The sequence below is a fragment of the Azospirillum baldaniorum genome, assembly GCF_003119195.2.
GTDB classification, from domain to species: Bacteria; Pseudomonadota; Alphaproteobacteria; order Azospirillales; family Azospirillaceae; genus Azospirillum; species Azospirillum baldaniorum.
This window is the reverse complement of record NZ_CP022253.1, coordinates 2,712,254-2,735,373: the sequence shown is the minus strand read 5'-3', so window position 1 is coordinate 2,735,373 and position 23,120 is coordinate 2,712,254. Positions and strand designations below refer to the sequence as shown.

At 68.1% G+C, this 23,120-nt stretch carries 25 protein-coding genes and 1 tRNA gene; 8 read left to right on the top strand and 18 right to left on the bottom strand.

What is annotated here, in order from left to right:
* Nucleotides 1-2: 2 nt before the first annotated feature.
* From rarD to Sp245p_RS12865, 7 genes are all read right to left on the bottom strand, one after another.
* Nucleotides 3-980 (bottom strand): EamA family transporter RarD, encoded by a 978-nt coding sequence (rarD, locus tag Sp245p_RS12895; RefSeq protein WP_014239506.1) that lies wholly within the window; start codon nucleotides 978-980, stop codon nucleotides 3-5.
* A gap of 100 nt (nucleotides 981-1,080) precedes the next feature.
* Entirely contained in the window at nucleotides 1,081-1,515 is a 435-nt protein-coding gene (locus tag Sp245p_RS12890; protein WP_014239507.1) for a hypothetical protein, read from the bottom strand.
* A 153-nt stretch (nucleotides 1,516-1,668) separates the two neighbouring features.
* Nucleotides 1,669-2,010 (bottom strand): Grx4 family monothiol glutaredoxin, encoded by a 342-nt coding sequence (gene grxD / locus Sp245p_RS12885; protein ID WP_014239508.1) that lies wholly within the window; start codon nucleotides 2,008-2,010, stop codon nucleotides 1,669-1,671.
* Between the two features lie 47 nt (nucleotides 2,011-2,057).
* A complete protein-coding gene (locus Sp245p_RS12880) occupies nucleotides 2,058-2,297 on the bottom strand; it encodes a BolA family protein (RefSeq protein WP_014239509.1) in 240 nt (79 codons plus the stop codon).
* Between the two features lie 306 nt (nucleotides 2,298-2,603).
* Nucleotides 2,604-4,784 carry a phosphoribosylformylglycinamidine synthase subunit PurL gene (gene purL, locus Sp245p_RS12875; RefSeq protein ID WP_052584325.1) on the bottom strand — a complete coding sequence of 727 codons (2,181 nt, stop codon included), beginning with the start codon at nucleotides 4,782-4,784 and terminating at the stop codon, nucleotides 2,604-2,606.
* Nucleotides 4,785-4,816: 32 nt separating this feature from the next.
* Entirely contained in the window at nucleotides 4,817-5,521 is a 705-nt protein-coding gene (purQ, locus tag Sp245p_RS12870; RefSeq protein WP_014239512.1) for a phosphoribosylformylglycinamidine synthase subunit PurQ, read from the bottom strand.
* Nucleotides 5,522-5,619: 98 nt separating this feature from the next.
* Complete coding sequence (locus tag Sp245p_RS12865) at nucleotides 5,620-6,516, bottom strand: LysR substrate-binding domain-containing protein (RefSeq protein WP_014239513.1); 897 nt, start codon at nucleotides 6,514-6,516, stop codon at nucleotides 5,620-5,622.
* A 101-nt stretch (nucleotides 6,517-6,617) separates the two neighbouring features.
* Here Sp245p_RS12865 and Sp245p_RS12860 point away from each other — a divergent pair, with 101 nt between their 5' ends.
* The gene (locus Sp245p_RS12860; protein ID WP_014239514.1) at nucleotides 6,618-7,793 is read left to right on the top strand and encodes an MFS transporter; all 1,176 of its coding nucleotides are present in this window, start codon (nucleotides 6,618-6,620) and stop codon (nucleotides 7,791-7,793) included.
* A gap of 4 nt (nucleotides 7,794-7,797) precedes the next feature.
* On the opposite strand, the gene Sp245p_RS12855 is transcribed toward Sp245p_RS12860, so the two are convergent.
* From Sp245p_RS12855 to Sp245p_RS12835, 5 genes are all read right to left on the bottom strand, one after another.
* Nucleotides 7,798-8,487 (bottom strand): MOSC domain-containing protein, encoded by a 690-nt coding sequence (locus tag Sp245p_RS12855; RefSeq protein ID WP_014239515.1) that lies wholly within the window; start codon nucleotides 8,485-8,487, stop codon nucleotides 7,798-7,800.
* The gene (locus Sp245p_RS12850) at nucleotides 8,484-9,137 is read right to left on the bottom strand and encodes a DNA-3-methyladenine glycosylase family protein (protein WP_109138628.1); all 654 of its coding nucleotides are present in this window, start codon (nucleotides 9,135-9,137) and stop codon (nucleotides 8,484-8,486) included. Before Sp245p_RS12850 ends, Sp245p_RS12855 begins: the two co-directional genes overlap by 4 nt.
* 92 nt (nucleotides 9,138-9,229) lie before the next feature.
* On the bottom strand, nucleotides 9,230-9,472 hold the full coding sequence (purS, locus tag Sp245p_RS12845) for a phosphoribosylformylglycinamidine synthase subunit PurS (RefSeq protein WP_014239518.1): 243 nt from the start codon (nucleotides 9,470-9,472) through the stop codon (nucleotides 9,230-9,232).
* A 61-nt stretch (nucleotides 9,473-9,533) separates the two neighbouring features.
* Nucleotides 9,534-10,298, bottom strand: coding sequence for a phosphoribosylaminoimidazolesuccinocarboxamide synthase (gene purC, locus Sp245p_RS12840; protein ID WP_014239519.1), 765 nt, complete (start codon nucleotides 10,296-10,298; stop codon nucleotides 9,534-9,536).
* A 116-nt stretch (nucleotides 10,299-10,414) separates the two neighbouring features.
* Nucleotides 10,415-11,209, bottom strand: coding sequence for an NRDE family protein (locus Sp245p_RS12835; RefSeq protein ID WP_109138539.1), 795 nt, complete (start codon nucleotides 11,207-11,209; stop codon nucleotides 10,415-10,417).
* Between the two features lie 152 nt (nucleotides 11,210-11,361).
* Between Sp245p_RS12835 and Sp245p_RS12830 the strand changes: the two genes are divergently transcribed.
* Nucleotides 11,362-11,682: a DUF1476 domain-containing protein gene (locus Sp245p_RS12830; RefSeq protein ID WP_014239520.1), complete on the top strand. Its 321-nt coding sequence runs from the start codon at nucleotides 11,362-11,364 to the stop codon at nucleotides 11,680-11,682.
* A gap of 139 nt (nucleotides 11,683-11,821) precedes the next feature.
* On the opposite strand, the gene purB is transcribed toward Sp245p_RS12830, so the two are convergent.
* A complete protein-coding gene (purB, locus tag Sp245p_RS12825) occupies nucleotides 11,822-13,117 on the bottom strand; it encodes an adenylosuccinate lyase (RefSeq protein WP_014239521.1) in 1,296 nt (431 codons plus the stop codon).
* A 337-nt stretch (nucleotides 13,118-13,454) separates the two neighbouring features.
* Here purB and Sp245p_RS12820 point away from each other — a divergent pair, with 337 nt between their 5' ends.
* Complete coding sequence (locus tag Sp245p_RS12820; RefSeq protein WP_014239522.1) at nucleotides 13,455-16,697, top strand: bifunctional diguanylate cyclase/phosphodiesterase; 3,243 nt, start codon at nucleotides 13,455-13,457, stop codon at nucleotides 16,695-16,697.
* A 25-nt stretch (nucleotides 16,698-16,722) separates the two neighbouring features.
* Here Sp245p_RS12820 and Sp245p_RS12815 read toward each other — a convergent pair whose 3' ends face one another.
* From Sp245p_RS12815 to sfsA, 4 genes are all read right to left on the bottom strand, one after another.
* Nucleotides 16,723-17,148: a tellurite resistance TerB family protein gene (locus Sp245p_RS12815; protein ID WP_014239523.1), complete on the bottom strand. Its 426-nt coding sequence runs from the start codon at nucleotides 17,146-17,148 to the stop codon at nucleotides 16,723-16,725.
* 84 nt (nucleotides 17,149-17,232) lie between these two features.
* Nucleotides 17,233-18,012, bottom strand: a complete 780-nt coding sequence (gene radC, locus Sp245p_RS12810) for a RadC family protein (RefSeq protein WP_014239524.1) — start codon at nucleotides 18,010-18,012, stop codon at nucleotides 17,233-17,235.
* Between the two features lie 72 nt (nucleotides 18,013-18,084).
* Nucleotides 18,085-18,855, bottom strand: coding sequence for a type I methionyl aminopeptidase (gene map, locus Sp245p_RS12805; RefSeq protein ID WP_420867236.1), 771 nt, complete (start codon nucleotides 18,853-18,855; stop codon nucleotides 18,085-18,087).
* A 134-nt stretch (nucleotides 18,856-18,989) separates the two neighbouring features.
* Nucleotides 18,990-19,718, bottom strand: a complete 729-nt coding sequence (gene sfsA, locus Sp245p_RS12800; protein ID WP_014239526.1) for a DNA/RNA nuclease SfsA — start codon at nucleotides 19,716-19,718, stop codon at nucleotides 18,990-18,992.
* A 91-nt stretch (nucleotides 19,719-19,809) separates the two neighbouring features.
* Here sfsA and Sp245p_RS12795 point away from each other — a divergent pair, with 91 nt between their 5' ends.
* Nucleotides 19,810-20,592, top strand: coding sequence for a competence/damage-inducible protein A (locus Sp245p_RS12795; protein WP_014239527.1), 783 nt, complete (start codon nucleotides 19,810-19,812; stop codon nucleotides 20,590-20,592).
* Nucleotides 20,593-20,677: 85 nt separating this feature from the next.
* Nucleotides 20,678-20,938 carry a hypothetical protein gene (locus Sp245p_RS12790; protein ID WP_244439386.1) on the top strand — a complete coding sequence of 87 codons (261 nt, stop codon included), beginning with the start codon at nucleotides 20,678-20,680 and terminating at the stop codon, nucleotides 20,936-20,938.
* Between the two features lie 37 nt (nucleotides 20,939-20,975).
* Here Sp245p_RS12790 and Sp245p_RS34905 read toward each other — a convergent pair whose 3' ends face one another.
* On the bottom strand, nucleotides 20,976-21,143 hold the full coding sequence (locus Sp245p_RS34905; protein ID WP_014239529.1) for a hypothetical protein: 168 nt from the start codon (nucleotides 21,141-21,143) through the stop codon (nucleotides 20,976-20,978).
* 187 nt (nucleotides 21,144-21,330) lie between these two features.
* On the opposite strand from Sp245p_RS34905, the gene Sp245p_RS12785 reads away from it, so the two are divergent.
* The 3 genes from Sp245p_RS12785 (at nucleotide 21,331) to bfr (ending at nucleotide 22,956) form a co-directional block, all read left to right on the top strand.
* Nucleotides 21,331-21,413: transfer RNA gene (locus tag Sp245p_RS12785), tRNA-Leu, on the top strand.
* A 175-nt stretch (nucleotides 21,414-21,588) separates the two neighbouring features.
* Nucleotides 21,589-22,206 (top strand): hypothetical protein, encoded by a 618-nt coding sequence (locus Sp245p_RS12780; RefSeq protein WP_041810907.1) that lies wholly within the window; start codon nucleotides 21,589-21,591, stop codon nucleotides 22,204-22,206.
* A gap of 273 nt (nucleotides 22,207-22,479) precedes the next feature.
* The gene (bfr, locus tag Sp245p_RS12775; protein WP_014239532.1) at nucleotides 22,480-22,956 is read left to right on the top strand and encodes a bacterioferritin; all 477 of its coding nucleotides are present in this window, start codon (nucleotides 22,480-22,482) and stop codon (nucleotides 22,954-22,956) included.
* Nucleotides 22,957-23,120: the final 164 nt, after the last annotated feature.

Sequence of the window (23,120 nt, the reverse complement as noted above, 5' to 3'; positions counted from 1 at the left end):
CCTCAATCGGCGCGGCAGGCGGCGATGCGGGCCTGCTCTGCCCGGTTCTGTTCGGCGCGGGCCGCCCGGTGGGTGAACAGCGCGTCCGCCGAATAGAGCGCCAGCGCCACCCAGATGCACACGAAGGCCAGGAGATGGGAGGAGGTGAAGGCCTCCCCATAGACCGCGACGCCGAGCAGGAGCTGCCCGGTCGGGCTGATGTATTGCAGGATGCCGATGGTCGACAGCTTCAGCCGGGCGGCGCCGACCATGAACAGCACCAGCGGGATGGCGGTCACCGGGCCGGTCAGGATGATCAGCAGGTCGGTGCCCAGCCCGTGGACACCGAAGTTCCCCAGCCCATGGGCGCCGAGCCACAGCAGATAGGCGATGGCCGGCGGCACCAGCAGCACCGTTTCCACCAGCAGCCCGATCACCGGGTCGATGGCGGCCTTCTTGCGGACCAGCGCGTAGACGCCGAAGGTCAAGGCCAGCGACAGCGCCACCCAGGGAATCTCCCCGTAGGACAGGACGAGGCTCAGCACGCCCACCGCCGCGATCACGACCGCCACGCCCTGCCGCTTCGACAGCCGCTCCTGAAGGAAGGCCATGCCGAGCAGCACGTTGATGATCGGGTTGATGTAGTAGCCGAGGCTGGACTGCACCAAATGGCCATTGTTCACGGCCCAGATGAAGATGGTCCAGTTGCTGCCGATCAGCGCCGTCGTCACCAGGAAGATGCCCAGCCGCCGCCAGCTTCCCACCCCGCGCACGATGCCGGACAGGCCGCGCGTCGGCACCAGCCACAGCCCGACCAGCACCACGGTCCACAGCACCCGGTGGGCGACGACCTCCACCGCCCCGACGTTGCCGAGCTGCTTGAAGAAGATCGGCGCCACCCCTCCCCAGATCAGGAAGGCGGTCAGGGCGGCGGCGAAGCCCAGGGTGGCGGGGTTGCGCCCGTCGGCCTGCGGCGAGGAGGGGGAGGGAGTCTGGGCCATGACTCCCCTTTACCATGCCCAAGAAATGGGCGATAGGAACGCCCCCTCATGCCCGCACTGCGCGCCGGGAATGACGCATTTCCCGCAGGGGTTTTCCCGCTCAACCGCCTCCGCCGCCTGCGGTGCCGCTTCCGCTTCCACTGCCGGTGGGCGCTCCGTTCCGGGGCATCGCGCCGGACGACCCCGACGAGCCCCGGCCGATCGGGACGTTGGTGCCGACGCCCTCGTTGCGGACCAGCGCGCGGGCCTCGCGCAGCCGGTCCACGCAGCCGTCCGGATCGCCCTTGCCGGCGGCGGACCGCGCCTCGCCCAGCAGGCCGCGCAGCCGGTCCTTCTGCTCGCCGGTCAGGGCGGTGTGGTTGCGCCCGCCGGCCACCACCTTGTCGCCCAGAAACAGGTCGGAGAAGCGGGACACCTCGTCCCGGCAGGCGGTCAGCCGCTCCTGCTTCGGGACCGTTCCGTCCTGGCCCTGCGCCTGAACGGGAAGAGCCATCAGAGCCAGCAGCGCCGCCGCTGGAAACACGCGCCTGTCCATGACCGGGCCTCCTTGTCCGTGTCTTCTCCGTGCCGACACCTCCGCGGAATCGTCGATGGAAAAACAAGGGTGGGCCGAGGCCTGTTCCGCCAAAGGAAAAGGGCTCCGCGGTGGCGGAGCCCTTTGTCACATCCCTTCGACGGGGATGGCCGATCAGGCGTTGGCGCCCGTCGCGACGCCCTTGTCGGCCAGCAGCGACTGCAGCTCGCCCGACTCGTACATCTCGCGCACGATGTCGCAGCCGCCGACCAGCTCGCCCTTGACGTAGAGCTGCGGGAAGGTCGGCCAGTTCGAGTAGTCCTTCAGGCCCTGGCGCAGGCCCGGGTCCTCCAGGATGTTGATGCCCTTGAACTTCACGCCGACGGTGCTGAGCACCTGGACGACGGCGGCGGAAAAGCCGCACTGCGGGAAGACGGGCGTGCCCTTCATGTACAGCACGACATCGTTGCCCTTGATGTCTTGCTCGATGCGATCCTTGACGTTCTGGTCAACCATGTCTCTCGGCCTTCTTACGATGTCATCGTGACTTGGGGGATGCCGTCCTACACGCCTTCCGGCACGGCGGTGGTCAGGGCCAGGGCGTGCAACTCCCCGCCCATCTTGCCCTGGAGGGCGGCGTAGACCATCTGGTGCTGCTGCACGCGCGACTTGCCCTTGAAGGCGGCGGAGGTGACCAGCGCGGCGTAATGGTCGCCGTCGCCGCGCAGGTCGGCGATTTCCACGGTCGCGTCCGGGATGCCTTCCCTGATGAGCTTCTCGATCACCGCGGCTTCCATCGCCATGGCCGTCATCCTGTTCCGTCAATCCCTGCCCATGCGGGCGCTGCCCGTATAATTAGGCGGAGCGGCCGGGTTTGTCACCGGAGAAGAGACGACATTCCGCGGTGCGAAGGGTTCGCGCCACCGGCTCCCACCCTAACCCTCCCCCGCTTCGCAGGGGAGGGGACGGAATTCCCTCCCTTGCGAAGCGGGGGAGGGAAGGGGCCCGCGGCGAAGCCGTGGGAAGGGTGGGGGCAAGGCTCCGCCCCAAAACGAAAAGGCCGGGCGATGGCCCGGCCTTCCGTTCTTCGACCCCTCAGCCGCGTCCGATCACTCGGCGGCGGCCATGTAGCCGGGCAGCCAGGCCTCGTTGGCCTTCTTCAGGCGGGCGATGGTGATCGCCTCCCCGCCACGGCCGGTCAGGGCCGTGCCGTTGGTCTTGCCGAGCACGCTCACCGGCACGCCGGCCGCCTTGGCCTTCTCCTGCACCGCGGCGGCCTTGTCGGCGCGGACGGCCAGGACGTAGCGGCCCTGGTCCTCGCCGAACAGGGTGCCGGCGTCGGCGCCGTCGAGGCCCGACAGGTTGGCGCCGATGCCGCCGGCCATGGCCATCTCGGCCACGGTGACCAGCAGACCGCCGTCCTGGATGTCGTGGCTCGACACCACCAGACCCTCGGCGATCAGGCCGCGGACGAACTCGCCGTTGCGGCGCTCCACCGCCAGATCGACCGGCGGCGGCGGGCCGTCCTCGCGGCCCAGGATCTCCCGCAGGTAGAGCGACTGGCCGAGATGGCCGGTGCCCTCGCCGACGAGCAGGATGCTGTCGCCCTCGTTCTTGAAGGCGATGCCGACGGCGATCATGGCGTCCGGCAGCAGGCCGACGGCGCCGATGGCCGGGGTCGGCAGGATCGCCTCGCCGTTGGTCTCGTTGTAGAGCGACACGTTGCCCGACACGACCGGGAAGTCCAGCGCGCGGCAGGCGTCGGCCATGCCCTGGATGGCGCCGACGAACTGGCCCATGATCCGCGGCTTCTCGGGGTTGCCGAAGTTCATGTTGTCGGTGACGGCGAGCGGCAGGGCGCCGACGGCGGACAGGTTGCGGTAGGCCTCTGCCACCGCCTGGGCGCCGCCGCGCACCGGATCGGCGAGGCAGTAGCGCGGGGTGCAGTCGGTGGTGACGGCGATGCCCTTGCTCTGGCCGGGCAACCGCACCACGCCCGCGTCGGCCTGACCGGACATGAAGCGGGTGTCGCCGTTCACGAGGCTGTCATACTGCTCCCAGATCCAGCGCTTGGAGGCCTGATCGGGGCAGGACATGATCGTTTCCAGGATGTCGCCCAGCGACTTGTCGGCCGGCAGGGCGCGCACGGCGTCCTCCAGCTCCGCGGCGGCCGGGGTCGGCTCCCACGGGCGGTCGTAGAGCGGCGAGGCGTTGGAGACCGGCGCGATCGGCATGTCGCACCAGGTCTGGCCGTGCATCTTGATGACCAGCTTGCCGTTGTCGGTCAGCGTGCCGATCACGGCGAAGTCCAGCTCCCACTTGTCGAAGATCGCTTTGGCGACCTCCTCGCGGCCGGGCTTCAGGATGATCAGCATGCGCTCCTGGCTTTCGGAGAGCATGATCTCGTAGGGGGTCATCCCCTCCTCGCGCATCGGCACGTCGTCGAGCACCAGCTCGATGCCGAGCCCGCCCTTGCCGGCCATCTCGACCGAGGAGGAGGTGAGACCGGCCGCACCCATGTCCTGGATGGCGACAATGGCGTCCGTCTCCATCAGCTCCAGGCAGGCCTCGATCAGCAGCTTCTCGGTGAAGGGGTCGCCGACCTGCACGGTCGGGCGCTTCTCCTCCGAATCCTCGCTGAACTCGGCCGACGCCATGGTGGCGCCGTGGATGCCGTCGCGGCCCGTCTTGGAGCCGACATAGACCACCGGGTTGCCGATGCCCGCGGCGGCCGAATAGAAGATCCGGTCGGCCTTGGCGACGCCCACGGTCATCGCGTTGACGAGGATGTTGCCGTTGTAGGCCGGGTGGAAGTTGGTCTCGCCGCCGATCGTCGGCACGCCGACGCAGTTGCCGTAATGGGCGATGCCGGCGACCACGCCCGACACCAGATGGCGGGTCTTGGGATGCTCGGGCGCGCCGAAGCGCAGCGCGTTCATGTTCGCGATGGGCCGGGCGCCCATGGTGAACACGTCGCGCAGGATGCCGCCCACGCCCGTCGCCGCGCCCTGGAAGGGCTCGATGTAGGACGGGTGGTTGTGGCTCTCCATCTTGAAGATGATGGCGTCGCCGTCGCCGGCATCGACCACGCCGGCGTTCTCGCCGGGGCCGCAGATGACCTGCGGGCCGGTGGTCGGCAGCGTCATCAGCCACTTCTTCGACGACTTGTAGGAGCAATGCTCCGACCACATCACCGAGATGATGCCCAGCTCCGTGTAGGTCGGCTGGCGCCCCAGGATCTCCAGGGCGTTGTTGTATTCCCCTTCGGACAGGCCGAACTCGCGGGCCATCTCCAGGGAGACTGCGGGCTGCTGCGCGGTGGTCACGACAGGGCCTCCACCAGACCATCGAACATGGGCTTGCCGTCGGTGTTGCCATGGAAGGCGGACACCGCGTCCTCGGGGTGCGGCATCAGGCCGAGCACGGTGCGCTTGGCGTTGAAGATGCCGGCGATGTTGTCCAGCGAACCGTTCGGGTTCCAGTCGTTCCGGTTCCAGCGCGGGGCGGCGTCGCCCTCGTCGCTGACGTAGCGGAAGGCCACCTGGCCCTCGCCGTCCAGCCGCTTCACCGTCTCGGCGTCGGTCCAGTAGTTGCCGTCGCCGTGCGCCACCGGGTAGCGGACGATCTGGCCCTTGCGGTACTTGGCCGTGAAGGGGCTGTCCGTGTTCTCCACCCGCAGATGCACGGTGCGGCAGATGAACTTCAGCTTGGCGTTGCGCATCAGCGCGCCGGGCAGCAGCCCCGCCTCGGTGATGATCTGGAAGCCGTTGCAGATGCCGAGCACCCGCACGCCCTGATCGGCCCGCGCCTTGACCTCGCGCATGATCGGCGAGTGCGCCGCCATGGCGCCGGAGCGCAGATAGTCGCCATAGGAGAAGCCGCCCGGCACGAGGATGAGATCGACCTTGGGCAGTTCGGTGTCGCGGTGCCAGACCAGATGCGGCTTGGTTCCGCTGGCGGCCTCCAGCGCGGCGACGGCGTCGCGTTCGCGGTTGGAGCCGGGGAAAACGATGACGGCGGCCTTCATGGGGCTTGGAAAATCCGGCGTCGTGGGGGAACGGTTCGAGGCCGGACACTAAAGGCCCCGCCCCGGCAAAGCAAGGGCAAGGACCCCGCCATTCTCCCTTATCGGCCCTGCGTTGACGCGGCGGCGGCCTGTTCGCGCAGCCAGTCGGGGAAGGCCGGCGCCTCGGTGTGGCCGCGCTGGCGGCTTTCCAGCAGGTAGTAATGGCCGGACACCACCCCTTCGGCCCCCAGCGGGGCGGTCAGCCGGCCGGTCTCCAGCGGGCGCTCCACGAACAGCCGCGGCACGATGGCGACGCCCAGCCCCTCCTCCGCCGCCTGGATGGCGAAGTAGGTGTGGTCGACCTCCATCCGGTTGCGGAAGGCGTCCAGCTCCAGCCCGTGTGCCGCGCTCCAGGCCGGCAGCAGGTCGGCGCGGGCGCGGATGGTGATGACCGTGCGGCGGGTCAGGTCGGCGGGGCTGCGCAGCGTCTCCAGCCCCGGCAAGGAGGGGCTGCACACCGGCACGCAATGCTCGCGCATCAGGGGCAGCGGCTTCAGCCCGGCGAAATGGGCGGGATCGCGGCGGATGGCGTAGTCGAAGGGACGGCCGGTGTCGATCGGCCCGGGGGCGGTGGACAGCGACACCGCCAGCTCCGGAAAGCGCTGCTGGAACAGGGGCAGGCGCGGCAGCAGCCAGTGCATGGCGAAGGTCGGGATGCAGTCCACCCGCAGCGTCCGCCGCCCGTCGCCGTCGAGCAGCGTGTCGGTCGCCTGCTGGATCTCGGTGAACAGGTCGGCGATGCGGGTGAAGTAGCGCGCCCCGGCCTCGGTCAGCCGGACCTGCCGTTGACTGCGGTCGAACAGGGGAACGCCGAGGAAGAGTTCCAGGCTGCGGATCTGGCGGCTGACCGCGCCGGGGGTGACGTTCAGCTCCTCCGCGGCGAGGCGGAAGCTGGAATGGCGGGCGGCGGCGACGAAGGCGCGCAGGGCGTTCAGGGGCGGGAAGCGGGAGGACATCCGTTGAGTTTTTCTCACCGGTTGGCGGAAGACAAGTCGTTTGTCGGTGTCCGACCGGCTGGCTAGGGTGCCTGCCGCTTTCCGTCCTCCTCTGGTCTGTCATGTCGCACATCACCCGCCGGCTGGTCTGGTTCCTCGGCGTCTCGCAGCTGCTGTGCTGGGGGATTTCCTATTACCTGATCGCCATCTTCGGAAACCCCATGGCCGCCGACCTGGGCCTGAGCCTGCCGGTGGCCTTCGGCGGCTTTACGGCGGCGCTGCTGGTCATGGGGGTGGTGTCGGGCAGCGTCGGGCGGGCCATCGACCGCTGGGGCGGCCGCCCGGTGATGGTCATCGGCTCGCTGCTGACGGCGGCGGGGTGTCTGGGGCTGGCCTCCTCGACGGGGCTGGTGAGCTATTACGCGTCCTGGCTGGTGCTGGGTCTGGCGATGCGGGCGAGCCTCTACGAGGCGGCCTTCGCCGCCCTGGCCCGGCTGGGCGGGCCGCTGGCGCGGGTGCCGATCTCGCAGATCACGCTGCTGGGCGGGCTGGCCTCCACCGTGCTGTGGCCGGTGGGGCAGGCGATGGCCGACGCCTGGGGCTGGCGCGGCGCTCTGGTCGCCTACGCCGTCATCGCGCTTCTGACGATCCCGCTGCACGCCGCCATCCCGTCCGACCGCTACGTGCGCCCGCCGGTGCCGGCCGGGACAGAGCCCGCCGGACCCGCGGGCCCGCGACGGCGGGCCTGGGTGGCGCCTGTGTTCTACATGGTGATGACCACGGCGGTCGGTGTGCTGACCTCGGCGATGTCGGCGCACATGATCGGCATCCTGGTCGGGCTGGGGGCGGCGCCCGCCGCGGCGGTGTGGATCTCCACGGTGCGCGGCGTCGGCCAGTCCTCGGCCCGGCTGTGCGAGGTTCTGTCCGGCGGCCGCCTGCATCCCACCGCCCTGGCGCTCATCGCCTGCGGCCTGCCGCTGCCCGGCTTCCTCATCGGTTTGTGGAGCGGCGAGGCGCTGGTCGCCGGCGTCGCGTTCTCCCTGCTGTTCGGGGCGGGGGCCGGGCTGGCGACGATCGTGCGCGGCACGCTGCCGCTTGTGCTGTTCGACCCGCAGAGCTACGGTCGGACGGTCGGGCGGTTGCTGGTGCCGAGCTTCTACGCCGCCGCCCTGGCACCGATGGGCTACGCGGTCATCATCGAGCGGGCCGGGGAAACGGCGGCGCTTCTGCTCTCCGCCGTCCTGGCGCTGGTGGCGGTGGGTGCTGCGGGCGTGCTGTGGGCGACCGCCCGCCGCTGAGGGATCAGTCGCCGCCGTTCAGGCGTTTGCTCCAATCCTCGACGCCCTGGGTCAGCCGGCGTTCGGCCAGCGTCCGCCACGTCTGGGCCAGCACGGGCAGGGAGGCCATTTCCGCCAGGGCGTCGCGGTTCTGCGTGTCCACATAAAGGAGGTGCAGCAGCCGGGCGAGCGTCCATTGCGGGTAGGGCCGCTCAATCAGGGTCAGCCGGTCGCCGGGGCCGATCTGGCCGGGTTCCGGCACGCGATAGTACCAGCCGGTGCGCCCGGTGGTCTGGACGCGCTTGGCCATGTCCGGCACGGCGAAGCGGTGGTTGAGCTTCCAGCAGGGCTGGCGGGCCTGGGCGACCTCCAGCAGGGCGGTGCCGGCGCGGAAGCGGTCGCCGACGCAGACGTCGGCCTCGGTCAGTCCCAGCGTCGCGAGGTTCTCGCCGAAGGCGCCGGGCTGGCCGAGCAGCGGCACGTCCCCGCCCAGCTCGTCCCGCCACGCCGGGTGGTGGTCCAGCGGGTAATGGTGGATGGCCTTGTCCGGCCCACCATGGACGCGGCGGTCGGCCTGCTCGTCGTCCAGGAAGCCTTCGGGGCCGACGGCGCGCGGGCCGTCCACCGGGGACTTGGCGATGGCGCTGGTCCGCCCCGGCGGGCCGAAGGGGGCGGCCTTGCCGACGAGGACGGCGGTGATGGTGGTCTCGGTCACGGTGTCGTCTTTCCTTTGGGCGTCTTCTTGATCTTGACCGGTTTGAGGGCCCTGGCCTGCTCCTGCAGGGCTACGTAATGGTGCCAGACGAGCTGCGCGGCGAGGCTGCGGTGCGGGCGCCAGGGCTCGGCGACGGCGAGGAGCTGCGCCTGGGTCGGCTTTTCCGCCCAGCCCTTCAGCCGCTGCACGCCGAGCTGGATGGCGAGGTCGCCGACCGGCCAGATGTCCGGCCGGCCGAGCGCCATCATCAGGTAGATCTCGGCGGTCCAGCGCCCGATGCCCTTCAGCGTGATCAGGGCGGCGATGGCCTCCTCGTCGTCCATCTTGTGAATGGCGTCAAAGTCCAGCCGGCCGTCCGCGACGGTCTGGGCCAGCCCACGGGCGTAGCCGATCTTCTGGCGCGACAGGCCGCAGGCCCGCAGATCCTCGTCGGGCAGGGCCAGGATGGCGTCGGGCGTCACCACCCCGACCATGGCCTGGAGCTTGGCCCACAGCGCCGCGGCGACCGTGGTGGACAACTGTTGCTCGATGATCAGGCAGAGCAGGCCGGAGAAGCCGTCCGGGCGGCGGAAGTCGCGCACCGTCGGGCCACCGACGCGCAGGGACTCGGCAAAGATGGGATCGAGCGCGGAGAGATGGTTGATGGACATGGTCGAACGAAAATGGGGGATGCGCAGCGGTTGCGCATCCCCCATTTTCCGACAGGCAGGATTGAGCGCGGACGGCCTCAGGCCATCAACTCTCAGGCCACCAGCTCGATCGCGTAGTCTTCGATCACGGTGTTGGCAAGCAGCTTGCTGCACATGGCCTCGACCTCCTTGCGGGCGGCGGCCTCGTCGGTGCTCTTCAGCTGAAGCTCGATGACCTTGCCGGCGCGGACGTCCTCGACGCCGTCGAAGCCCAGCGTGTGCAGCGCGTGCGCGATGGCCTTGCCCTGGGGGTCGAGAACGCCGCGCTTGAGGGTGACGTGAACCTTCGCCTTCATCGGATGTCCGCTCGCTTGATGGTGCTGATGGGTTGGGGAAAACGGATTATTGGACGGTCTTTTACTGGACGGTCTTGGGGCCCTTGACGTCCACCGGGCCGCCTTCGGGCAGGATGCCGAGGCGCCGGGCGACCTCCTGGTAGGCCTCCTCGACCTGACCGAGGTCCTGGCGGAAGCGGTCCTTGTCCAGCTTCTCGTTGGTCTTGATGTCCCACAGGCGGCAGTTGTCGGGGCTGATCTCGTCGGCCAGGACGATGCGCATCTCCTCGTTCTCCCAGAGCCGGCCGAACTCCAGCTTGAAGTCCACCAGCCGCAGGCCGATGCCGAGGAAGAGGCCCGACAGATAGTCGTTCACGCGGAGCGACAGCGCCACCATGTCGTCGAGGTCCTGCGGAGCCGCCCAGCCGAAGGCCGTGATGTGCTCCTCGGTGACCATGGGATTGTTCAGCTCGTCGGACTTGTAATAATACTCGATGATCGAGCGCGGCAGCGGGGTCCCCTCGGGGATGCCGAAGCGCTTGGACAGCGAGCCGGCGGCGGTGTTGCGCACGACCAGCTCGATGGGGATGATCTCGACCTCGCGAACCAGCTGCTCGCGCATGTTCAGACGGCGCACGAAGTGCGTCGGCACGCCGATTTCCGACAGACGGCTCATCAGGTATTCGGAGATGCGGTTGTTCAGCACCCCCTTGCCGGTGATGATGCCCTTCTTCTGGTTGTTGAAGGCGGTCGCGTCGTCCTTGAAGTACTGCACCAGCGTGCCCGGCTCCGGACCTTCGAACAGGACCTTCGCCTTGCCTTCGTAGATGCGCCGACGTCGTGTCATGAGAGATCGTCCAAAAACGTGTAGCCTGGACCGGCGGGTGACCGGTCCAGGGGATATGCACGAGTGATATAGCAAGCTGGCCCAGGGAACACAATGCGCGGGGTCCGCGGCGGCTCTTACCCCAACGAGACGGGCCCCAACGAGACGGGCTGCCACGGCGCTTCGTGCGGCCGGCCGGCGGCGAAGTGCCAGACCGGGTCGAGGTCCGGGCGCTCCACGGCGGGCAGGGCGATCAGCGCGCTCGACACCGTGCCGAATCCGCTGGGCAGCAGGAAGTTCATCGCCCCGCGCTCGCCCCGCTCGCCGTCGTCCCAGATGCGGCTCGCCAGCAGCTCCGGCCAACCGCCCCAGAGATCCTCGGCTTCGCCCCGCTCCGGGTCGGGCGGTGCGGCGTGCCGGAAGAGGGGGAGATACTGGGCCTGCCGCGGGTCCTCCTCCACGTCGTCCAGATCGCTGGCGGTGACCATGTGGACGCCTGCGGGGATTTCGATCATCTCCGGGCGGTTGCGCGGGGACGGGCCGCGGTGGACGAGCAGCCGGGCGTCGCGGTTGTCGGCGATCAGCAGGTTGAAGGGCCGGTAGGCCCGCGTGTCGAGCTGCGCCATGGCCAGCGCCGCCTCCGCCGCGTCGGCGAAATCCAGCGCGTCCAGCACCAGCTCCCCGCGCGACCGCTTGCCGGCCTCCGGCCCCAGCGTGCCCATGCGGTTCAGCACGGCGGCCACGACGCCCTCGTCGTTCAGGCCCAGCCAGGAGCCGCCGGCCATCTCGTCCAGCCCCGCGACGACGTTGGGGCGGTCGGGCCAGTGGCGCGCCGGGGCCTTCCAGGGCCGTCCGGCCATCTCGTCGCGGTTGGCGCCCAGGATCAAGGGCCACGTTGCGTCCGGTCGTCGCAGGAGGATCACGCTGCACATGGGGAATCTTGCCTTCCGCTTCCCTCTTGGGTATGTCGCCGCACGCCGGATTCGCCGATTGGCCGGTGGGTGGGGGCGATGACGATGCCCGTTCCACCGGCTATATAGTCTTGTATCTGGGAGCGCAAAACCAATCCAAGGAGCCGGGTCCCATGACGACCTTCGACGAGCGCGAAAGGGCCTTCGAGAACAAGTTCCAGCACGACCAGGATCTGCTCTTCAGGATTCGCGCGCGCCGCGACCGGCTGGCGGGACTCTGGGCCGCGAGCCTGCTGGGCCTGACCGGGGGCGAGGCCGACGCCTATGTCCGCCAGATCATCGACGCCGACATCGCGGCCACCGGTCCGCACGACGTGCGTGACCGTCTGGCCGCCGACCTGCACGCCAGGGGCGTCGACATCTCCGACCACCGCGTGGAGAAGGAGCTGGCCCGTCTGCTGGACGTCGCGCGCGTGCAGGTGCACGCGGAGTAAGGGTTTCGCCCCCACCCTGACCCTCCCCCGCTTCGCAGGGGAGGGGATTGAACTCCCTCTCCTGCGTCAGCGGGGGAGGGAAGGGGCCCGCGAAGCGGGAAGGGTGGGGGCTCCGAGGATCAGCGAAGCCCCCGACCCCTCACTCCCCGAACACGCGCTTGAACACCATGTCGACGTTCTTCGTGTGGTAGGTCATGTCGAACATCGGGGCCAGCGTCTCGCGGGAGATGTGCTTCGCCACGTCGGCGTCCGACGACAGCAGATCCAGGAAGTTGCCGCCCTTCTCCCACACCTGCATGGCGTTGCGCTGCACCGCCTTGTAGCTGTCCTCGCGGCTCATCCCGGCCTGGGTCAGGGCCAGCAGAACGCGCTGCGAGAAGACCAGCCCGCCCAGATCGTCCAGGTTCTTCTGCATGCGCTCCGGATAGACCACCAGCTTGTCCATCATGCCGGTCAGGCGGGCCAGCGCGAAGTCCAGCGTCACCGTGGCGTCGGGGCCGAACATGCGCTCGACCGAGCTGTGGGAGATGTCGCGCTCGTGCCACAGGGCGACGTTCTCCAGCGCCGGGACGACGGCGGCGCGGACGATGCGCGCCAGACCCGTCAGGTTCTCCGACAGCACCGGGTTGCGCTTGTGCGGCATCGCCGACGAGCCCTTCTGGCCCGGATGGAAATACTCCTCCGCCTCGCGCACCTCGGTGCGCTGCAGGTGGCGGATCTCCACGGCCAGATTCTCGATCGACGAGGCGATGACGCCCAGAACCGAGAAGTAGAAGGCGTGGCGGTCGCGCGGGATGACCTGGGTGGACACCGGCTCCGGCGTCAGCCCCATCTTGGCGGCGACGTGCTGTTCCACCCGCGGGTCGATGTTGGCGAAGGTGCCGACGGCGCCCGAGATGGCGCAGGTGGCGATGTCGGCGCGCGCCTGGACCAAACGCTCGCGCCCGCGGGCGAAGGCGGCGTAATGGCCGGCCAGCTTCAGGCCGAAGGTCGTCGGCTCGGCGTGGATGCCGTGGCTGCGCCCGATGGTGACGGTGTCCTTGTGCTCGTAGGCGCGGCGCTTCAGAACGGCCAGCAGCTTGTCCATGTCGTCGAGCAGCAGGTCGGCGGCCTGGGTCATCTGCACGGCGAGGCAGGTGTCCAGCACGTCCGACGAGGTCATGCCCTGGTGGACGAAGCGCGCCTCCGGCCCGACATGCTCGGCGAGGTTGGTCAGGAAGGCGATGACGTCGTGGCGGGTCTCCCGCTCGATCTCGTCGATGCGGTCGATCTCCCATTTGCCGCGCTCCCACACGGCGGCGGCGGCCTCCTTTGGGATGACCCCCAGCTCCGCCTGCGCGTCGCAGGCGTGCGCCTCGATCTCGAACCAGATGCGGAACCGGTTCTCCGGCTCCCAGATGCGGGACATTTCGGGGCGGGTGTAGCGGGGGATCATCGGACTCTCCGGGGGTGGCGGACCTGAACGCTTCGGCGGCGGGCGGGGGATGCGTTTGGGCCATTGCCATGGCGGAAACCGCCCCTGCTGCCCGCGCGCGGGACCATAACCGCGCCGGGCGGCGCTGCAAAGCCCCTTCACAGCCCCGGTGGACGCGGGATGCGCGTCATAAGGTTTCCAAGGACGGGGTCGTCTTCCCGGAAAAATCGCAAAGACTGGCGATTCGTCGCGCCGGCTTCCTCACCTTGAACTTGCCGAGTCCCCGCCACGCGCACTAATGATCTACTCTGTTCGCCGCGGACGGGCTAAGCCGGGCGTGGTTCCAGGAGGGCTTTCCTTGTCCGATCCGATCGCCGAGTTGATGCGCGAGCCGTCCCGGACTTCGGACGAAAGGCGCCTTTACCGCCTGCAGTTCCTGGCGTCCCTGTTTCTGATTGCGGCGGTGGTGGGGGGCTTGGGCGCCTACTTCATCTGGCAGCACCGGCTGGATTTCGAGGCCGACCTGAAGCAGACCGAAGCCCGCTACCTGGAAGTGCAGCGCCAGACCCTGCAGGAGGAGCTGGAGAACGCACGCTCCTACCTCGCCTACATGCGGTCGCGCACCGAACCGCTGCTGCGCGCCGAGCTGCGCGCCAAGGTGGACGAGGCCTACGGCATCGCCTGGACCATCTACGAGCGCGAGAAGGACTATCTGCCCGAGGAGTCGATCCGGCAGTCGATCAAGGAAACCCTGCGACCCCTGCGCTTCTTCGGCGGGCGCGGCTACTACTTCATCGACGACATGCAGGGCACCTGCGTGCTGCTGCCCACCGACCCGCAGCGGGAGGGCAGCTCGCTGATCGACAACCGCGATGACCAGGGGCGCCCGATCATGCGCAACCTGATCCGCGCCGTGGACGATCCGGAAATGCAGGGCTTCACCCGCTACCGCTGGTACGCGCCGGGCAACCCGCACAGCATGTCCGACAAGTTCGCTTATGTCCGCCGGTTCGAGCCGTTCAACTGGCTGATCGGCACCGGCGACTATGTCGGGGCGGTGGAGGAGAAGCTTCAGCGCGAGACGCTGGAGCGGTTGCGCGCCCGGCGCTTCGGGGATTCGGGCTTCATCGCCGTGATGCGGGAGGATGGCGAGGTGCTGCTCTCCCCGACCTCCCCGGCGGCGGAGGGCAAGAACGCCAGCGACCTGCCCTGGGAGACCGAGCGGGATCTGGTCACCCGCCTGCTGGAGGCCGGCCGGCAGGGCGGCGGGGAGCTGCGCTTCGACTGGGTGCATCCGGTCACCGGGCGCCCGGCGCCGAAACTGTCCTATGCCACGGCGCCGGACGTCTGGGGGTGGGTGCTGGTCGCCGGCTTCTACACCGATGACATCGACTCCGTGCTGGCGCAGCGGCGGGCCGAGATCAGCGCCGGCATGAAGAAGCGCATCCTGACCACCGTGGCGGTGCTGGCGCTGGCGCTGGCCGCGTCGGCCGGGGTGTCCTGGCTGGTCACCGGCTGGGTCCGCCGCATTGTCCAGGGCTACCAGTCCAACATGCGGGAGAGCGACAGCATGCTGCGCGAGCGGGCGCGGCAGCTCTACCTCGCCAACTTCTTCGTGGACCATGTGTCCGAGATCGTCGTGCTGGCGGATGCGGAGCTGCGCATCGCCTACGTCAACCCCTTCGGCTGCGCCGCGCTGGGCGCTCCGATGGCCGGGCTGGCCGGTGGCCACGCCGACCTGCTGGAACGCTTCCGCGACGAGGCGTCCGAGGCGTCGGCCCATTACGAGACGCTCTACCGCACCCGCGACGGGCGGACGCTGGAGCTGGAGGTGACGGCCAGCCGCGTCACCTACGACGGCGACGCCTACTACTGCGCCATCGCCCGCGACATCTCGGAGCGCAAGCGCGCGGAGTGGGAGCTGCGGCTGTCCGCCAAGGTGTTCGACAACGCCGCCGAAGGCATGGTCGTCACCAACGAGAAGAACCGCATCGTCGCGGTCAACGACGCCTTCTGCCGCATCACCGGCTACAGCCGCGAGGAGGTGATCGGCGGTGATCCGGCCATGCTCTCCTCGGGCCGGCAGGACGGCGCCTTCTACGCCGCGATGTGGGTGAAGCTGAAGGAGGAGGGCCACTGGTCCGGCGAAATCTGGAACAAGCGCAAGTCCGGCGAGGTCTATCCGGAATGGCTCAGCATCCAGATGGTGCGCAACGAGGCGGGGGAGGCCGTCAACTACATCGCCGCCTTCTCCGACATCACCGAGAAGCGCGCCCAGGAGGAGCGCATCCGGCATCTGGCGCAGTATGATTTCCTGACCGACCTGCCCAACCGCTTCCTGCTGCGCGACCGGCTGGAGCGCGCGATGCTCGCCGCCGACCGGCACGGCACGAAGGTGGGGCTGCTGTTCGTCGATCTCGACCGCTTCAAGACCATCAACGACAGCCTGGGGCACGGCGTCGGCGACCGGCTGCTGCGCGCGGTGGGGGCGCGGCTGCTGGGGACGGTGCGGGCCAGCGACACCGTCAGCCGCCAGGGCGGCGACGAGTTCGTCATCCTCGTCAACGACCTGGACGGTCCCGACGCGGCCTGTTCGGTGGCCCGCAAGGTGCTGCGGGCGATGACCGAATCCTTCCCGGTGGACGGGCACGAGCTGCAGATCTCCCCGTCCATCGGCATCGCGCTCTATCCCGACGACGCGACCACCATCGACGCGCTTTTGAAATGCGCGGACATGGCGATGTACGCCGCCAAGGAGGCGGGGCGTGCCAACCACCAGTTCTTCACGCCGGAGCTGAACAAGCGGGCCTCGGAGCGCATGTGGCTGGAAAGCAACCTGCGCCACGCCCTGGCCGACAACGAGCTGGAGCTGCATTTCCAGCCGCAGTTCGCGGTGGACGGCCGCCGCCTCGTCGGGGCGGAGGGCCTGCTGCGCTGGCGCCGCCGCGACGGCACGATGATCCCGCCCGGTCAGTTCATCCCGGTGGCCGAGGACACCGGCCTGATCCAGCCGATCGGCGACTGGGTGCTGGGCGAGGCCTGCCGCCGCGCCGCCGACCTGCTCGCCCGCGGCCACCCGATTCTCATCGCCATCAACCTGTCGGCGGTGCAGCTTCGCCGCCCCGGTCTGGCCGACCGCGTGGCCTTCTGGCTGGACGCCTACAAGGTGCCGGCCCGCTGCCTGGAGCTGGAGGTGACGGAAAGCGTCCTGATGGACGAGTCCGACATGGTGACCGGCACCTTCGCCCGGCTGCGCGAGATGGGGGTGGCGCTGGCCATCGACGATTTCGGCACCGGCTATTCCAGCCTCAGCTATCTGAAGCGCTTCCGCGTCGACAAGCTGAAGATCGACCGCTCCTTCGTGACCAGCCTGACCGACGGCTCCGATGGCGGTGCCATCGCCGAGGCGATCATCGGCATGGCGCGCTCGCTGCGCATGCAGACCCTGGCCGAGGGGGTGGAGACGGAGGAGCAGTTCGGCGGCCTCGCCCGGCTCGGCTGCGACCAGATCCAGGGCTATCTGCTGGGCCGCCCCATGCCCTACGACGATTTCGTGGCCTTCATCGCCCGTCACGCCGCCACTCCAGAGGCGGTCGGCTGACGGGCGATGCGCTGCGAAAGCGGTCTTACGCGCCCAGCACGCTGCGGTCGTTCTTGGCGACCAGCGCCTGGAAATAGGGGCCGAGCTTGGCGTCGTCGAGGCCGAAGGCCTGCTGGAAGCGCGCGATCAGATCACGCTCGCCCTGTTCGGCCTCGCCGTCGGCCATGGCGCTGTCGAGCATGTTCAGCAGGATGCACAGCCGCTGCTGCTCGTTCAGGTTCGGCGTGGCGGCGGCCAGGAAGGCGTCGGGCGGGGTGCTGCGCGCGTACTTGAAGCAGCGGTCCAACTCCTCCCGCGTGGCGCTGCGGCCCATCACGGACAGCAGGTGACCGACCTCCTCGGGGTCCAGCTCGCCGTCCGCGCCCATGCAGTAGATCAGCGAGACGACCAGCGTCCGGTGGGGGGTGAGATCCAGCGGCGCCGATCCCTTGAACATGTCGAAAAGGCCCATGGTGCTACCTCTGTGGTGACGAACGCCGCACATATGGGGGCGCCGGTCCGGGCAACAAGATGGGACTGCAGAACAGGGTTGCGGCTACATCAACCCTTGGGCTTTGAAGCTGACATGCTTGCCCTTGCCGACGATGACGTGGTCGTGGACCGCGATGCCCAGGCTGTGGGCGGCGCGCAGGATCTCCTTGGTCATCTCCACGTCGGCGCGGCTGGGGGTGGGGTCGCCGGACGGGTGGTTGTGCACCAGGATGATGGCGCTGGCCGACAGCTCCAGCGCGCGCCGCACCACCTCGCGCGGGTAGACCGGGGTGTGGTCCACCGTGCCGGTCTGCTGCACCTCGTCGGCGATCAGCTTGTTCTTGCGGTCGAGGAAGAGCAGGCGGAACTGCTCCATCGGCTGGTGGGCCATGGCGGCGGTGCAGTAGTCCAGCAGCGACTGCCAGTTGGCCAACACGGGCCGGTCCATCACCCGCTGACGCATTCCGCGCAGCGCCGCCGCCCCGACCGCCCTCAGCATCGCGACGGCCTTGTCGGAGGCCAGCGAGACTTCCCCCACGCAATAGCCGCGCAGGCGGGGCGGCGGAGCGTTGACGACGCTCCAGATGTCGCCGAAATCGCGGATCAGCGCCTTGGCCAGCGGCTTCACGTCGCGGCGCGGGTTCACCGCGAAGAGGATCATCTCCAGCAGCTCGTAATCCTGGAGCGCGTCCGGCCCGCCGTCGAGGAAGCGGGTGTAGAGGCGCTGGCGGTGGCCCTTGTGATGGGTCTCCTCCACGGAGACGTCAGAGGGCGGCTCCAGCCCGGGAAGCCGCTGAGCCTCCTCCGCATCCCCCGATCGCTTCGCGCTGTTCCGTCCCGCCATCCCGACGCCACCATACGAGTGTGTGCGTTGGGATTATACCTCTTCCGCGCGAAAATCGCATCCGCGGGAATATCATACGGCGGCGGTCGCTTCCTCGGCCGGGACGGCGTAGGGGGGCTTGTGGAAGCCGGCGGGGGACAGGGTGAAGATCTCGCAGCCGTCCTTGGTCACGCCGATGGAATGCTCGAACTGGGCGGACAGCGACTTGTCCTTGGTCACCGCGGTCCAGCCGTCGCCGAGGATCTTCACGTCGTAGCGGCCGGCGTTGATCATCGGTTCAATGGTGAAGATCATGCCCTCGCGCAGGACGGCGCCGGTGCCGGGGTTGCCGAAATGCAGGACCGACGGCGGCTCGTGGAAGACGCGGCCCAGCCCGTGGCCGCAGAAGTCGCGGACGACCGAGTAGCGGTGGCCTTCCGCGAAGGTCTGGATGGCGTGGCCGACGTCGCCCAGCGTGGCGCCCGGCTTCACCTGATTGATGCCGATCATCAGCGCGTCGTAGGTGACGTCCACCAGCTTCTTCGCCTTCACGCCGACGTCGCCGCACAGATACATGCGGCTGCTGTCGCCGTACCAGCCGTCGAGGATGGGCGTGACGTCGATGTTCAGGATGTCGCCGTTCTGCAGCCGCTTGTCGCCTGGGATGCCGTGGCAGACCACATGGTTGACGGAGATGCAGTTGGCCTTCGGGAAGCCGCGGTAGCCGAGCGGCGCCGGGACGCCGCCATGGTCGCGGATGTGCTGTTCCAGCAGCCGGTCCAGTTCGCCGGTGGTGACGCCCGGCTGGACGTAGGGCGTGATGAAATCGAGCGTGGCCGCGGCCAGCCGTCCGGCCTTGCGCATGCCCTCGAAATCCTCCGGCCCATGAATCCGGATGCGATGGGAATCGAGGTCGTCGTGGTCCAAGAGAATCGTCCCCTACAGATCAGGTCCCAGGAAAACGCGCCGGCAGCCCCGGCGGTGAACACGTATCGCGGTCAATCCGTGCGGATCGGCAGCGGCCGTTCCAGTTCGATCGCCTGCGGGGTGATCCTACAGGACCAGCACACGGCTTCCACCCCCGATTCGAGCGCGAGGCGCAATCCGGCGGCGTAGGCAGGGTCGATGTCGGCGGCGACTCGGAAGTAGGCGCAGTCGGCGCGCTGCACAAGGTAGACCATGACCGCCCGCGCGCCCTGGCGGACCATCTCGGCCATCTCCACCAGATGCTTGGCGCCACGGGCGGTCACGCAGTCCGGGAACTCCGCGGCCTGCCCGTCGCCCTGCGCGGGGCGGCGCAGATGGACGTTCTTGACCTCGACATAGGCCGGCGGCCGGGCCTCGTCCTCCAGCAGGATGTCGATGCGGGAATTGCGCCCGTACTTCACCTCGCGGCGCAGCCGGGCGTAGCCGGCCAGTTCCGGGATGGTGCCGGCGGCGATGGCGGCGGCGACCAGCCCGTTGGGATGCGACGTGTTGACGCCGACGAGGCAGGGGGCGTCCGGATCGTCCAGCGCCTCAACCAGCTCCAGCGTATGGGCGAGCTTGCGCTTGGGGTTGTCCGACCGTGACAGCCAGACGGCGGAGCCGGGGGCATCCACCCCGATCATGCTGCCCGAGTTCGGAACATGGGCGGTGACCAGGGCGCCGTCGAGTTCCACGTCGGCGAGGAACCGCTTGTAGCGGCGGACGAGGCGGCCTTGCAGGAGGGGGGTGGGGAAGCGCATCTTGGGCTCTAGGTTAAAGCGCGCCCCCGCCGTCCGGCAAGCCCGCCGGTCCCGCCCTCCCCGCACCGACCGAGAACGGAGCCGACTCCGCATGTCCTCGCCCGCCTCCTCCGCCACGCCGAACCCGACCGCCGCCGTCCTCGTCATCGGCAACGAGATCCTGTCGGGCCGCACCAAGGATGCCAACCTGCCGCACATCGCGGAGAAGCTGGCCGGCATCGGCGTCCGCCTGCGCGAGGCGCGCGTCGTCCCGGACGTGGAGGAGGAGATCATCGCGGCGCTGGACGCCCTGCGCGGCCGCTACGGCTACGTCTTCACCACGGGCGGCATCGGGCCGACCCACGACGACATCACCTCGGCCTGCGTCGCCAAGGCCTTCGGCGTGCCGCTGGAGCGCAACGCCGAGGCCGTGGCCCGGCTGGAGCGCCATTACGGCGACCCGTCGAAGCTGAACGAGGCGCGGCTGCGCATGGCCAACATCCCGGCGGGGGCGTCGCTGATCGACAACCCGATCAGCGCCGCGCCGGGCTTCCGCATCGGCAACGTCTTCGTCATGGCGGGCGTGCCCAACATCATGCAGGCGATGCTCGACAGCGTCCTGCCGCAGCTGGAGGGCGGGCCGGACCTGCACGCCCGCACGGTGGCCTGCGAACTGGCCGAGGGGCAGATCGCCGCGGACCTCGGCGCCCTGCAGGACCGCTACGCGGACCTGGAAATCGGCAGCTATCCCTATTTCCGCAACGGCTTCTTCGGCGTCAGCCTCGTGCTGCGGGGCACGGACGAGACCCGCGTGGTGGCGGCGACGGAGGAATTGGCGGGCATCGTCCTGCGCTTGGGCGGTACGCCGAACGTCACGGTGGGGACCAAAGGCTAGAGAGGTCTCTAGGACGCCAAGCCATCCTTGGTCATATTGTCGCCGCCATGGGTAATTCTATGTTGAGGATTGGGACGTGACGGTCATGAAAAGTCGTGCCATGAAACCCTTTGAAAAAGCGGCGATCCTGTTCTTGCTGAAGCATCTGGCGTCCGGCGTGGCCGGGGCCGTTGTCTTGGCGACGGGCCTTCTGATTCTCGACGTCGCCAATCTGGCGACTCTGATGGGAAACAGTGATCATGGCATTATTGCCGCGATCATGCTGTATGCCAGCCTCATCCTCACCTTCGGCAGCGTGGCGATGGGCATCGGCATCATGACCCTGAACGAGGACACGCGGCCCTGACCGGCGCCGGGCGACGGCGGTCCGGGCTCGGGGCCGGTCAGAACGGCCCGAAGCTGTCGTATGCCCAGACCAACGCCACGATGGCGGCGACCCAGACCGCTGCGTAGGGCAGCCAAGTGTTGCGGTTGCGCCGCAAGGCCGCCGGGACGACCAGCACGGCGACCATCAGCACGCTCACCACACCCAGCCAGTTGATCGATTCCAAACTCACCTCCCTTGAACGCCAAGGTTGCGGGGATTTTTGCGTGTCCGGCGCTTGAAACGCGCTCAATCCTTGACCAGACGCCCGCGGATTGTCTAAGTCAATCCAGCGGAACGGTGGGCTGCATACAATGATATGCAACTCCGGCGGGCGGGGGCAACCCGTTCTCCGAGCCGATCCGCGACGGTGCGCGGGCGTGGCGGAATCGGTAGACGCAAAGGACTTAAAATCCTTCGCTTAGGCATGCGGGTTCGAGTCCCGCCGCCCGCACCATACCCCCGGTGACGAAAACGCCATGGCGGCACATGTGCCGAAGGTGGCGTCGATGCAAGAGCCGTGAGGCAAACCGTCTCAGATTGAATTCTCCGTTCGCCCAGTCGTGTCTGGTTCCTGTACTCGCATCGGCGGTGTGGAGCGGGGCGGGTGCGCCCTGACATGGAAGGGGGTGATGGTGCGTTGGGGCTTGCTTCGTGGCGTGACGATGTCCGGTTTGATGACGCTTGCGGCGTCGTGCCAGACGACGGGCTACAACAGCGGTGAGCGGGTGGAGATCGATTGTGAACGTTCGCCGATCCAATCCGGTTGGGGCGACGTCTTCACGCCGCCTTGGGGCAAATGCCACCGCACCACCGCAAGCAAAGTGGAGCTGATGATAACCTCACACAGCCGGTATTTTGAAATTCCGGGTGGCTATGGTTATGCGGCTTATCAGAGCGCCGATAAGAACACGTATATTTTCCAGCAGAGCGTGCGAGACATCGCTCGTCTCTACAAAAACAGGACAAGAGGTTCCTTGGGTTGGGAAGAGCCAAGGACGGAGTCCTTTGCCGGGCAGGATTATCAAGTACAGCGTTTTACGCTGCGCCGGCAGTCCTGCGCGGTTTATCTGCTCAACGGCGCCCCGATGCCGATGTATCCCGGCTACCGGGACAGAGTGTTCGGGTATGTCTGTGCGAATCGCTTGGAGCGGGAGGTGCTGGAGCGGCTGCTGACCTCCTTCAGCTACGATATTTCTCGTGCGGAGAGCGCTCCCGTCATCCTTCTGCCGGTGAAGAAAGCCGGATGAGCGGCGCTTCGACTTGTGGGCACGGGGACACCACGCTTGTCTGCAAAGAAGATCATTAAGAATTGGTCGCATTAGCCTCTGTCATATGGCACGTCACGGGCGTTCATGACAGTCGGTTCTGAGATTCACTCTCAGTGTCATCGGTGGATTTAGCAAAAGCTGATGCGATTGTTCTGACTGTTGCTTTCCAGCCGGTTGCCAAGGCTCCGCAAATGGGGCATGGTCATTCCAGAAACGTCGCGATTCGACAAACAAACCGCATGGAGGCAGGACATGAAGGGCGATCCGCAGGTCATCACCCATTTGAACAAGATCCTGACCAACGAGCTGACGGCGATCAACCAGTACTTCCTGCATGCCCGCATGCTGAAGAACTGGGGTCTGAAGCGCATTGCGCACAAGATCTACGAAGAATCCATCGACGAGATGAAGCACGCCGACAAGATGATCGAGCGCATCCTGTTTCTGGAAGGTCTTCCCAACCTTCAGGATCTGGGCAAGCTGATGATCGGTGAGGACGTGCCGGAAATGCTCGGCAACGATCTGAAGGTGGAGCATAAGGCCCGCACCGACCTGATCGATGCCATCACCCTGTGCGAGCAGGTCCGCGACTACGAGACCCGCGCGCAGCTCACCGAACTGCTCGACGACACCGAAGAACACATCGACTGGATCGAGACGCAGCTCGACCTGATTCAGCGCGTGGGCGTCGTCGCCTACCAGCAGGAGCAGATCTACGGCGAGAGCTGAGCCGCTCGGAGCTGTTCGGGGCCGATTGGAGGGGCGTGGCTGCGGGCTGCGCCCCTTTGCGTTTTCCCCTTTTTCGCAGAGTGGCGGGGCGGTGTCGGCAACGCCTTGTTAACCATGTTCTCGTAGCTTGCGGGTTTCCGCTTCTGTTTGTACGGGAACCGCCA